The following is an 11,957-nucleotide window of genomic DNA, read 5'->3' on the forward strand; positions in this document are numbered from 1 at the left end:
GGGTTCGATACGAGCGCGTTATGGCTGGAGCGCCCGTCTCGGGCCCAGGCGGCGCGCGGCCTAGCCAAGCGTGCCGAGAATGTTCACGCCGACGCGATCAGGAATCTCGTTCTGCGACAGCACATGCAGGCCCGGGCTGAATACCCGCGCGTAGCGCGACAGCAGCGGGCGTAACTGTGGCATCACGGTGAGGATCGGCGGATGGCCATCCTTGCGCAGCTTTTCCTTCACTACCGGCATGCTGTTCTGCAACTGGTTGAGCAGGCTCGGCTCCACCGGAATGTTATCCAGACTCACCTGGCCGGCCTGCTGGGCGATGGCCAGCGCGTTGAGCAGGGTGTTTTCCAGGGCATTCTCCAGCACGAACACCGCCAGTTCGCGGCGATCGCCGGCGATCATCGATACGATGCTGCGGCGCAACGCGTAGCGCACGTCGGCAGCCAGCAGCACCGGGTCCTTGGTGGTTTCGCTGCATTCGAGCAGGGTGCTGGCGATGGTTTCGATGTCGCGCAGCGGTACCTCTTCGAGCAGCAACTGTCGGTAGACGCGCATTTGCTGGGTATAGGTCAGCGCGGCCTTGAGGCTTTCGGCCAGCTTGGGTGCCTGCACGGTCAGGCGCTGCATCAGGTGCTCGACGTCGTCGTGCTTGAACAGGTCCGGCAGGTGCTCGCGCACCACCTTGTTCAGATGCGTGGCGACGACGCTGGCGCAATCGATGACCTGATAACCGAGGTTCAGCGCGCGCGATTTATCCGATGGCAGGATCCACACCACTTGCATGCGATACGCCGGGTCGGTGCCAAGGATGCCGTCGATCTCGCCATACAGCTCTGGCGAGGGAATCGCCATCAGGCGGTCGGCGTGCAGCTCGGCCCCGTCGATCTTTTCGCCGTTGATATAGATATCGTACTGCGAGGCCTTCAGTCGCAGACTGTCGCGAATCTGGACTTCCGGCAGCAGGAATCCCAGGTGTTCGGAAAGCGTCTGGCGCACCCCGCGCACCCGTGCCGGCAGTGGCGCGCCGGAGGCCTCGTTGACCAGTCCGACCAGCTTGTAGCCGAGCGAGATCGACAGCCGCTCGACCAACGGAATGTCTTCCCAGGCCAGCGATTGCGCCTTTTCCTTGTCCATCGCCTGGCCGATCGCCTGGATTTCCTTGAGGTCGGCGCCAGCAGCAGGCGGCTCGTGCAGCGACACGCGCCAGCCAATGAAGCCGATCAGTGCGGCGAAGCCGATGAAGGCCATGTGGGGCATGCCCGGGACCATGCCGAGCACGAAGAGAATGCCGGCAACCGTGTACAGCGAGGCCGGGTTGGCCAGCAATTGGCGCTGGACCTGGCTGGTGATGTCGCTCGACTCATTGATGCGGGTGACGATGATCGCCGCCGCGGTGGACAGCAGCAGGGCGGGAATCTGCGCCACCAGGCCGTCGCCGATGGTCAGCAGGGCGTATTGCCTGAACGCCTCGCCCGCGGCCAGATCGTGGACGAACACACCGATGGCGAAGCCACCGAACAGGTTGATCAGCAGGATCAGAATGCCGGCGATGGCATCGCCGCGAACGAACTTCGAGGCACCGTCCATCGCGCCGTAGAAATCCGCCTCCTTGGCCACGTCCTGGCGTCGCGCCTTGGCTTCCTCCTGGGTGACCAGGCCGGCGTTGAGGTCGGCGTCGATGGCCATCTGCTTGCCGGGCAGGGCATCCAGGGTGAATCGCGCGGTGACCTCGGAGATCCGCTCGCCGCCCTTGGTGATGACGATGAAGTTGATGATCATCAGAATCACGAACACCACCAGGCCGACAATGAAGTTGCCCCCGATCACCACTTCGCCGAACGCCTCGATCACCTTGCCCGCCGCGCCCGTGCCGCTGTGACCTTCGAGCAGCACCACGCGCGTCGACGCGACGTTGAGCGTCAGGCGCATCAACGTGGTGATCAGGATCACGGTGGGGAACAGCGAGAAGTCCAGCGGGCTTTTCGACGACACGCTGACCAGCAGCACCAGGATCGACATGGCGATGTTGAAGGTGAACAGCACGTCCAGCAGCTGGGGAGGCAGCGGCAGGATGATCATCGCCAGGATCGACAGGATGATCAGCGGAATCCCTATCCGCCCGCTGCTGAAAGTCGGCGTCAGTTTCTGGATCAGGCTCATGCTCGGGCTCGGTTGAACAGTTCTTCGGGAATGTGGATGTCGCTCGCCAGCGTCGGCTTGGCCCGCCGACCCTGCTTCCAGGCTTTGAGCTGGAGGATGTAGGTCAGCACGTGGGCGACCGCGGTATAGAGCGGTGCGGGAATCTGCTGGTTGACCTGCGTGCTGAAGTAGATCGCCCGTGCCAGCGGCGGCAGTTCGACCACCTCCAGGTGGTTGGCCTGGGCCAGCTTGCGGATATACAGCGCGGTTTCATCGACGCCGCGGGCGATGACGAACGGCGTTTCGGCCTTCTTCGGGTCGTACTTCAATGCCACGGCGTAGTGCGTCGGGTTGACGATCACCACGTCGGCGTCCTTGATCACCCGGCTGATCTGGCGCTGCGCCAGTTGGCGCTGGAGCTGCTTGATGCGCGCCTTCACTTCGGGGCGGCCTTCCTGGTTCTTGTGCTCTTCCTTGCGCTCCTGCTTGGTCATGCGCATTTTCTTCAGGAAGAAGAAGCGCTGCAGCGGGACGTCGATGAACGAGAACAGCACGAACACCAGCAGCAAGGAAATCGCCAGGTCGAAAGTCAGCGAAAAGGCGCTGCCGATGGCGTTGCTGATGTCGCCGCGTTGCAAGGCAATCAGTTTGGGTGCCGCGTAGTACAGCTGGACGACGGCGATGCCGAGCAGCGCGCCGATCTTGAGCAGCGACTTGAGCAGCTCGGTCCAGTTCTGCGCGCCGACCATGCGCCCGAGCCCGGTAATGGGGTTGAGCTTGCTGAACTTGGGGGCGAAGTTCTTCGAGGCGAACACCCAGCCGCCCGGCACCAGTGCAAAGGCGACCACCAGGATCGGCGTGATCAGCAAGGGCAACAGCACGCTGATGAACACCAGCAGGTTATGGGTGAGGATCAGCTGAAGGTCGTCGAGGCTCATCTCGCTCTGATGGAAATTGATATACGAATAGCTGAACGCCTGCTGCATGCCATCGAAGAAAAAACCGATGCTGAATTTCAATACCAGCAGAGTGGCCAGCAGCGAGACGGTAGTGGCGACGTCTTTCGAGCGAGTGACCTGACCATCCGTGCGACTCTTCTTGAGCTTCTGTTCGGAGGCCTCTTCGGTTTTTTCCTGGCTGCTGTTCTGCTCAGACATCGCGTCCGCTCCGTAACAGCTCGCCGATATTGCCCAGCAGTTCGCGGGTCAGATGCAGATAGGCTTCCGAGAGGTTCGGCAGCGTCAGGTAGATCAGCGTCAGGCCGGCGATGATGGCCATGGGGAAGCCCAGCGAAAACAGGTTCATCGCCGGCGAAATGCGGTTGAGCAGGCCGAAGCAGAACTGCACCAGGGTCATGCAGAACACGATCGGAAGGGCGATCAGCAGGGCGGCGGAGATGACCCAGCTCAACGACCAGGCGATGGTTTGCAGCCCGTCGAAATGGATCCCGCTGCCAATCGGCCAGTAGACGAAGCTCTGGTAGATGATGGTGACGGTGACCAGGTGCCCGTCGATGGCGAAGAACAACAACGCCAGCAGGATGAAGTACACCTGGTAGATGATCGACGCCGAGGACACGCCGTTCATGGGATCGTTGAACACCGCCATGGACAGGCCGAGCTGGGTCGAGACGATATCGCCGATCAGGGTGAACACGGTGAAGACCAGTAGCAGCGCCAGGCCCAGCAGCAAACCCATGGCGATCTGCTCGACAGCGGTGAGGATGCCTTTGAGCGACAGCGGGTCCATGGCCGGCGTGGCGGGCAGCGCAGCCGTGAGCACCACCGTCAGCGCCATCGCCAGCAGCACGCGCACCCGCACGCTGACCGCCTTGTGGTTGAACAGGGGGGCCAGGCTGAACACGGCCATGATCCGGCAGAACGGCCACCAATAGCCCAGTAGCGATTGCAGGTACTGCCCGGCCTGCATGATGGGTTCGTTGCCCATGGCTCAGCCGACCAGCCGCCCGGCCTGGCGAAACGTCTCGATGAACAGGTCGCTCAGGGTGTTCAGAATCCAGTGACCGGCGAACATCAGCATGCCGAGCGTGATCAGCAAGCGTGGCAGGAAACTCAGCATCTGCTCGTTGATCTGCGTGGCTGCCTGGAAAATGCTGATCAGCAGCCCGCCGAGCAGGCTCGGCACCACCAGCACACAGACCACCAGCACGATGATGTGGATGGCGTTGGAGACGAAGTGGACGGCGGTGTCGGGGGTCAGCATGGGAGCGCCTGGGAGGTGGGACTAAAACGGCTGGATACTGGTAGTCAGCGTGCCCATCAACAGCGCCCAGCCGTCGACCAGCACAAAGATCATCAGCTTGAACGGCAGCGAGATCATCATCGGCGAGAGCATCATCATGCCCATCGCCATCAGTACGCTGGCCACCACCAGATCGATCACCAGGAAGGGTACGAAGATCATGAACCCCAGCTGGAACGCGGTCTTGAGTTCGCTCAGCACGAACGCCGGCAACAGCAGCGAGAAATCCAGGTCTTCGAGGTTTTCGGGTATTTCCTCACCGGCCAGCGAAACCATGGTTTCCAGCGACGTCTTGTTGGTCTGCGCGAGCATGAAGCCGGACAGGCTGCCCTTGGACAGGTCCAGGGCCTGTTCCAGTGTGATTTCGTCGTTCTGGAACGGCTCGAACGCCTGGCTGTGGATTTCCTGCCAGACCGGGCGCATCACCAGCAGCGTGACGATCAGCGCAATGCCGATCAGCACCTGGTTCGGCGGGCTTTGCTGCAGGCCGATGGCCTGGCGCAGGATCGCCAGCACGATGATGAAGCGAGTGAAGCAGGTCATCATCATCAGCATGGCCGGCAGGAAGCCAAGCAGCGTCATGATGATCAGGATCTGCAGCTTGACGCTGAATTCCTGACCATTTTCGGTATCGTTCAGGTTGAACAGTGTGATCTCGCCGCCAGCCGCCTGGGCCGCGAACGGGAACAGGCTGACCAGCAGCAGGCACAGCAGCAACAGGCCGCGGTGCAGTTTCATTGGGTCAGTGCGTCCAGGCTGGTGCCGGACAGTTCGACGATGCGCAGGCCGTAGCTGCCGTTCATCACCACCACTTCCGCCTTGGCGAACAGGGTACCGTTGACTTTGACGTCCAGCGGCTCGCCGGCCACCTTGTCGAGCACGATGACGCTGCTGGTGTCGCACTCCATCAGTTCTTTCAACGAGATTTCCGCCGAAGCCACCTCAAGGGTGACATTCACCGGAATCTTGCCGAAGAAACTCAGGTCCTGGCGCGGCGCCTGCGGCGGCGTAGCGGGGGCGGCGGTCGGTTCCTCGACCGCGTCGAGGTTGAGGTCGCCCTCGTTGATGAGGTTCTCGAATTCGTTGTCGGACAGTTGGCCGGTCATTGGGATTTCACGCTTTCAAGTGAAGTGAGGAACAGGGCGCCGTCTTCTTCGAAGACGGTCCCCCGGAAAAGCTTCTGCTGATTGATACGCACCTCATAGCGGTCCAGCGGGCGCACCATGAGGATGTCGTTGAGCTGCAGGCCGAGCACTTGCGACAGCGGCATCTGCACCGAGGCGACCACGCAGTCCAGCCGTACCGGCAGATGCTTGATGTGGTCGACCGGGCTGCCGGCCAGCCGAGCGGGCAACGGGCCGGCCAGGCGACTGGTCAGTTCATCGACCAGATCGGCGTCCAGATGAATGAAAATGGATGAGCGGCTGTGGGTCAGATGGCTGACGTATTCGAACTCGGCCACGTACTCCCAACGGGTTTCTTCATAATCGTTTTCATACCGCTCGAGTTCGCCAAAGGTGGCGCCGGACAATATCGAGCGCGCGAATATATAAGTCAGGTCGAGGCCCAGGCGATTGCGCATCCGTTGTTCGGACGTGCTGATTGGCGGTGTCTCCTGGCTGGGCACCATGGTCCCGCCGTAATAACACTCCAGGGCTTCGGTGAGCAGGGCGCGGTCAATGGAAAAACCGACTTTGCCGATAGGCGAGCGATAAATGCAGTCGGGGACCTTCTCATTCGGCTCTTGTACGTCAACCTTGCTCAGTTCGAGGCTGATCCGATAATTGCGAAGGAAATAATCACCCATCAAGCGCGGGTTCTTGTTGGTGGTTTCCTTGATGTATTGCGGGATCTTGTGGTGATGCCGGCCAAGCTTCTGCGGTTTCAATACAGTCAGGCTTTGGGCGGGCACGCCATGATGGACTTTTGAATTGCCAGACATGTTGTGAACGGTGTGTCCTGGTTCTTGCACGGTCGGGCGAAGCCGGTTGCGCGGTATAAGCAGAAGGTCGTTTGGCCAGGGCGGGATGTTGCATTGCCTGAAATCGCAGGCACGGCTCTAGCGTGCCGCCAGTCTAGGCATAGGCGCGAGGAGGGATTAAATCAATAGGTATCAAATGACCCCTTTTGAGATCGTTTGATAACAGCTGATTTAATTTTAGCGGAACTGATTGGAGGGTTCCGGGCGGGCGTTGTTAACGTGCGCGCAATTGTTTCGGAGCGGTCGGTTGTCGGTGTTCATCTTGTTCGTTGAGTTGGACAGCCAAGGCGACGGAAGTTCCGCAAAGGTTAAATATTTTTTCAGCGAAACCCTGCGTTGTGCTTGAGCGATAGGCGTACCCGCGCCAAGGTGGTCACATTGAAAAGTGTCAGTCATGCAATGAACTACTCGTGCGAAGAGCTCTATGCTCGCGTGTCGGTACGCAAGAAAGTCGTTGTCGTCGGTAATACCACCGAGGCGGGCGGAGAGTTCCTCGATTCAAGCCTGCGCAAAGAAGGATGTGCGGTCGAATGTCATGCGGACCTGAATGATCTCGATCATGTCGCGTTGAAGGATGCGTCGCTGATATTCGTCATTATCAATGGTGTCGCCGAGCATGCTTTATATGCGCAAGTCGATTCACTGATCCGGCGGAGTCGCGCGGCCAGTGTCATTCCGGTCGTGCAGTACGCCGATCAGGAGAAGGCCGCGGCCCTGCTCGAACTGGGTTGTGTCGATTATCTGCTGTCACCCTTCAGCGAAAGCCAGCTCAGCGCGTTGTTGCGTCGCCAGGAATACGCCGATGCCGCGCAGGAAAGCTTCGTATCCCGTTCCCAGGCCGGTCGCCGCCTGCTGGCCATGGCTCAGCGTGTATCGCTGACCCGCGCGCCGATTCTGATCACCGGTGAAACCGGTACCGGCAAGGAGCTGATGGCACGCTATATCCATCGCTTCTCCGCCGGCGCCGACACGCCGTTCGTCGCGGTGAACTGCGCCGCCATCCCCGAGCAGATGCTCGAATCGATCCTGTTCGGCCACGAGAAGGGCGCCTTTACCGGTGCGGTGACGGCCCAGCCCGGCAAGTTCGAGCTGGCCAACGGCGGCACCCTGCTGCTCGACGAAATCGGCGAGCTGCCCCTGGGCCTGCAAGCCAAGCTGCTGCGCGTGCTGCAGGAGCAGCGCGTGGAGCGTCTGGGCGGTCGGCGCGAAATCGAACTCGACGTGCGCATCATCGCGGCGACGAACCGCGACCTGCAGGTGGAAGTGGCCGAAGGGCGTTTTCGCTCCGACCTGATGTTCCGTCTCGACGTGTTGCCGTTGCACATCAGCCCGCTGCGCGAGCGCAAGGAAGACGTGCTCCCGCTGGCCCGTCGCTTCGTTGCCAAGTATGCACCGCAAGAGGCCGATGAAGACCTGTTCACCGCCGAGGCCTGCCGCGCCCTGCTGCAGCACGACTGGCCCGGTAACGCCCGCGAACTGGAGAACACCGTGCAACGCGCCCTGGTGCTGCGCAACGGCTTGTTTATCCAGCCGCAGGACCTCGGGCTGGTCGCACCGGCACCGGTCGAGGTCCGTGCCGAACGGGCGCCGCTGTCCTCCACCGAGACTGGCAAGGCCGCGCTGCGCGCCAGCGGCAAATGGGCCGAGTACCAGCATGTGATCGACACCATCCGCCGATTCGACGGGCACAAGTCCAAGGCTGCCGCCAGCCTCGGCATGACCTCGCGCGCCTTGCGCTATCGCCTCAATGCCATGCGCGAGCAGGGCATCGAGATGAATTTCTGATTCCAACGTATCAAGGGAGAGCCAGCGATGAGTTCAATCATGCAGGTGCAGCAGGATCTGCTGGGCCGGATGCAGCAGCTCGCGGAGGTGGCCGGCGAACCGGCGATCAAGCCTGCGAGCCAGACGGCTCCGGATGCGGGTGGTCTGTTCATGGCGGCGATGCGTTCGGTCGATGCCCAGCAGCACCACGCCAGCGCGGCGGTGGCGGCAGTCGATAGCGGCAAGAGTGACGATCTGGTTGGCGCCATGATCGACAGCCAGAAGGCCAGCGTGTCGTTTTCCGCGTTGCTGCAAGTGCGCAACAAACTGACCACGGCGTTCGATGACGTCATGAGAATGCCGCTTTGACCGGGCGTGAGAGCTAAGACGTGCTGCAGAAAATCAAAAGCAAGCTGCCCGCCGGCGGGCTCCAGCTCGATCCGCGGGTAACCCTCGCCGGCATGGCGGTGATCGCCGCGGCGCTGGCCGTGGCCGTGGCCTTCTATCTCTGGCGCGACAATGGCTCGTTCCGACCGTTGCACGGTGCGGGTGAGTCCTTTCCGGCCGCGGAAGTGATGCAGGTACTCGACGGTGAAGCGGTGCAGTATCGCATCCATCCGCAGAGTGGCCAGATCCTGGTGCGCGAGGACCAGCTGTCCCGCGCGCGCATGCTGCTTGCCGCCAAGGGCGTGAAGGTGGCGCTGCCGGCCGGCTACGAGCTGTTCGACAAGGAAGAGCCGCTGGGGACCAGCCAGTTCGTGCAGGATGTGCGCCTCAAGCGCAGCCTTGAGGGCGAGCTGGCGCGCACGGTGATGTCGCTCAAGGGCGTGCAGCATGCGCGCGTGCACCTGGCGCAGGAAGAAAACAGCTCCTTCGTGATCAGCAAACGGGCGCCGACCAAGGCCTCGGTGATGCTACAGCTCGAACCCGGCTACAAGCTGGGCGCCGATCAGGTCGGCGCAATCGTCAATCTGGTGGCCGGCAGCGTGCCTAACCTCAAGCCCGAGGACGTCGGCGTGGTCGACCAGTATGGCGCGCTTCTGTCGCGCGGGTTGAACGTCGGCGGTGGCCCGGCGCAGAACTGGCAGGCCGTCGAGGACTATCAGCAAAAGGCGGTCGCCAACATCGAGCAGGTGCTGGCGCCTGTGCTCGGCAACGGCAATTATCGGATCAGCGTTGCGGCCGATATCGACTTCAGCCAGAAGGAGGAGACTTTCCAGTCCTTCGGTGACACCCCCCGCCTGCGTCGAGAGGTGCTGAGCAACGAGAGTGCGCTGGACCAGCTCGCGCTGGGCATTCCCGGCTCGCTCGCCAACCGCCCCGTCGCGCCGCCCAAGGAAGGCGAGGAACCGGCAGCGGACACCACCGAGACCAAGGGGGCGACTTCCCTGCGCGAAGAGTCCACCCGTCAGTTGGACTATGACCAGAGCGTCGTGCATGTGAAGCACGCCGGCTTTTCCCTGCGCCAGCAGAGCGTAGCGGTGGTGCTCAACGCCGATGCGGCCCCGGAAGGTGGCTGGAGTGAGGAAGCCCGCGCGGAACTGGAAGCGATGGTGCGCAGCGCGGTCGGCTTCAAGCACGCGCGTGGTGACCTGCTGACACTCAGCGTCCTGCCTTTCGCCAGCGTCGAAGCCGTCGCCCAGGACGTGCCCTGGTGGGAAAACACCCAAGTGCATGCGCTGGCCAAGCTCGGCCTCGCCGGTCTGATCGCGCTGCTGCTGTTGCTGATCGTGGTCCGCCCGGCTGTGCGCAGCCTGACGCAGCGCAACGCACCGGCCGAGCCCGACGGCGCCACGCTGGACGACGCCGTCGCGGCGATGCCAGGGCCGACGGCGCTGGAAATGGAGACGCGAGCGGCGCTGGCCAGTCCGCGCACCGGCGGCGATGGCGTTCACGTATTCGGCGAACTCAACCCGCTTTCGGAGATTCGCCTGCCAGCGCCCGGTTCGGGGCTGGAGCTGCAGATCGAGCACTTGCAGATGCTCGCCAAGAACGACCCGGAGCGCGTTTCGGAAGTCATCAAGCATTGGATAGGCCGCAATGAAAGAGAACTCAACCCAGCCAGCTGAGTCGCCCACCGGCTCGAGCAAGGAGATCAAGGCGCGCCCGGTACAGTTGCGCTCGGTGAGCTCGCTGGACCAGGCGGCGATCCTCATGCTGAGCATGGGCGATGACATTTCCGCCGGCATCCTGCGTAACTTTTCCCGTGAAGAGATCATCAGCATCAGCCAGGCCATGGCGCGACTGTCGAACGTCAAGCAGCCGATGGTTTCGGACGTGATCAGCCGCTTCTTCGATGACTACAAGGAGCAGAGCAGCATCAAGGGTGCATCGCGTACCTACCTTTCGGGGATGCTGGGCAAGGCACTCGGCGGCGACATCACCCGGTCGCTGCTCGATTCGATCTATGGCGAGGAAATTCGCGCCAAGATGGCCAAGATGGAATGGCTCGATCCGAAGCAGTTCGCGGCGCTGATCGCCAAGGAGCACGCGCAGATGCAAGCGGTCTTCCTTGCCTTCCTGCCGCCGGGGATGGCCACCGATGTGCTCGAGTGCATGCCGGCCGAGCGCCAGGATGAGCTGCTCTACCGCATCGCCAACCTCAATGAGGTCAACAGCGACGTGATCGCCGAGCTTGAGCAACTGATCGACCGCAGCCTCCAGGTGCTCTCGAACCAGGGCTCGCAGGTGCGCGGTGTGAAGCAGGCGGCGGACATCATGAACCGCTTCAAGGGTAATCGTGACCAGATGTTCGAGCTGCTGCGCGCCCATAACGAGGAGCTGGTGAGCAAGATCGAGGACGAGATGTATGACTTCTTCATCCTCTCGCGTCAGAACCAGGACGTGTTGCAGACCCTGCTGGAAGTGATCCCGCTGGAAGAGTGGGTGGTTGCGCTGAAGGGCGCCGAGCCCGCGCTGGTGAAGGCCATCCAGGGGGCGATGCCCAAACGTCAGGCGCAGCAGATGGAGTCCATCAACCGCCGTCAGGGCCCGGTACCGCTGTCGCGCGTCGAACAGGTGCGCAAGGACATCATGGCGGTGGTCCGCGAAATGTCCGCCGAGGGCGAGTTGCAGGTTCAGCTGTTCCGCGAACAGACGGTCGAGTAAGCGCCGATGAGCATCAAGGTAATCAAGGGTGAAGGCCGCGCCTGGCGCCCGTTTCGCTTTCCGCCGCGGGTCAGGACAGCCGCAGAGCTGGCCGACAGCGCAGCCGGTGATCCGGCGGCGCTGCAGCGTGCAGTGGCCGACGGATTTCAGGAAGGCATCGACAAGGGCTACGAGCAGGGGCTGGAGCAGGGCCGCGAAGCGGGCCACCGGGAAGGCTTCGAGCGCGGGCTCGAGGACGGCAAGGCCATCGGCCGTGAAGAGGGCCGTGCCCAGGGCCGCCAGGGTTTCGAAGCCGCGGCCCGGCCCATGGACGCGCTGATCGAGCGCTTCGACCACTTCCGCCAGGAATTCGAACAAGCCCGCCGTGAGCAACTGCTCGAGCTGGTGCAGAAAGTGTCCAGGCAGGTGATCCGCTGCGAGCTGACCCTGCACCCCACCCAGCTGTTGACGCTGGCCGAGGAAGCGCTGGCCGCCATGCCGGGCGATCAGGAAGAGGTGCGCATCCTGCTCAGCCCCGAGGAGTGCACCCGGATCAAGGAACTCGCGCCCGAACGTGCCGCGGCCTGGCGCCTCGTCGCCGACGAGAAGCTGGCGCTCGGTGAGTGCCGCGTGGTGACCGCCCAGGCCGAAGCCGACATCGGCTGCCAGCAGCGTCTGGATTCGTGCATGGACACCCTGGCCGAACATATCAAGGCAGAGGCCTGAG

Annotated in this window: 12 protein-coding genes; 5 read left to right on the forward strand and 7 right to left on the reverse strand. The window is 62.5% G+C overall.

The features are described from left to right. Positions 1 to 60 precede the first annotated feature (60 nt). Genes GQA94_RS04260 through GQA94_RS04290 form a run of 7 tightly spaced genes read right to left on the reverse strand, consistent with a single transcriptional unit; the run spans position 61 to position 6,340 of the window. Complete coding sequence (locus GQA94_RS04260; RefSeq protein WP_158186905.1) at positions 61 to 2,157, reverse strand: flagellar biosynthesis protein FlhA; 2,097 nt, start codon at positions 2,155 to 2,157, stop codon at positions 61 to 63. After that, positions 2,154 to 3,293, reverse strand: coding sequence for a flagellar biosynthesis protein FlhB (gene flhB / locus GQA94_RS04265; RefSeq protein WP_158186906.1), 1,140 nt, complete (start codon positions 3,291 to 3,293; stop codon positions 2,154 to 2,156). The genes GQA94_RS04260 and flhB overlap by 4 nt, the downstream gene beginning before the upstream one ends. Beyond that, positions 3,286 to 4,065, reverse strand: coding sequence for a flagellar biosynthetic protein FliR (gene fliR / locus GQA94_RS04270; RefSeq protein WP_158190022.1), 780 nt, complete (start codon positions 4,063 to 4,065; stop codon positions 3,286 to 3,288). Before fliR ends, flhB begins: the two co-directional genes overlap by 8 nt. Before the next feature lie 21 nt (positions 4,066 to 4,086). Next, a complete protein-coding gene (locus GQA94_RS04275; RefSeq protein ID WP_158186907.1) occupies positions 4,087 to 4,359 on the reverse strand; it encodes a flagellar biosynthetic protein FliQ in 273 nt (90 codons plus the stop codon). A 21-nt stretch (positions 4,360 to 4,380) separates the two neighbouring features. Further along, positions 4,381 to 5,136: a flagellar type III secretion system pore protein FliP gene (gene fliP, locus GQA94_RS04280; RefSeq protein WP_158186908.1), complete on the reverse strand. Its 756-nt coding sequence runs from the start codon at positions 5,134 to 5,136 to the stop codon at positions 4,381 to 4,383. Continuing rightward, positions 5,133 to 5,504, reverse strand: a complete 372-nt coding sequence (gene fliN, locus GQA94_RS04285) for a flagellar motor switch protein FliN (protein ID WP_158186909.1) — start codon at positions 5,502 to 5,504, stop codon at positions 5,133 to 5,135. Before fliN ends, fliP begins: the two co-directional genes overlap by 4 nt. After that, complete coding sequence (locus GQA94_RS04290) at positions 5,501 to 6,340, reverse strand: FliM/FliN family flagellar motor C-terminal domain-containing protein (protein WP_158186910.1); 840 nt, start codon at positions 6,338 to 6,340, stop codon at positions 5,501 to 5,503. Before GQA94_RS04290 ends, fliN begins: the two co-directional genes overlap by 4 nt. Before the next feature lie 438 nt (positions 6,341 to 6,778). Here GQA94_RS04290 and GQA94_RS04295 point away from each other — a divergent pair, with 438 nt between their 5' ends. From GQA94_RS04295 to fliH, 5 genes are read left to right on the forward strand one after another with little or no spacing between them, the layout of a single operon-like run. Further along, positions 6,779 to 8,164, forward strand: coding sequence for a sigma-54-dependent transcriptional regulator (locus GQA94_RS04295; RefSeq protein ID WP_158190023.1), 1,386 nt, complete (start codon positions 6,779 to 6,781; stop codon positions 8,162 to 8,164). Between the two features lie 27 nt (positions 8,165 to 8,191). Continuing rightward, complete coding sequence (locus GQA94_RS04300; protein ID WP_158186911.1) at positions 8,192 to 8,512, forward strand: flagellar hook-basal body complex protein FliE; 321 nt, start codon at positions 8,192 to 8,194, stop codon at positions 8,510 to 8,512. 20 nt (positions 8,513 to 8,532) lie between these two features. Beyond that, positions 8,533 to 10,212, forward strand: coding sequence for a flagellar basal-body MS-ring/collar protein FliF (fliF, locus tag GQA94_RS04305; RefSeq protein WP_158186912.1), 1,680 nt, complete (start codon positions 8,533 to 8,535; stop codon positions 10,210 to 10,212). Then, positions 10,184 to 11,251: a FliG C-terminal domain-containing protein gene (locus GQA94_RS04310; RefSeq protein ID WP_158186913.1), complete on the forward strand. Its 1,068-nt coding sequence runs from the start codon at positions 10,184 to 10,186 to the stop codon at positions 11,249 to 11,251. The genes fliF and GQA94_RS04310 overlap by 29 nt, the downstream gene beginning before the upstream one ends. 6 nt (positions 11,252 to 11,257) lie before the next feature. After that, positions 11,258 to 11,956 carry a flagellar assembly protein FliH gene (gene fliH / locus GQA94_RS04315; RefSeq protein WP_158186914.1) on the forward strand — a complete coding sequence of 233 codons (699 nt, stop codon included), beginning with the start codon at positions 11,258 to 11,260 and terminating at the stop codon, positions 11,954 to 11,956. Position 11,957 lies beyond the last annotated feature (1 nt).

Origin of the sequence: Stutzerimonas stutzeri, assembly GCF_009789555.1 — a bacterium.
Taxonomy (GTDB): domain Bacteria; phylum Pseudomonadota; class Gammaproteobacteria; order Pseudomonadales; family Pseudomonadaceae; genus Stutzerimonas; species Stutzerimonas stutzeri_R.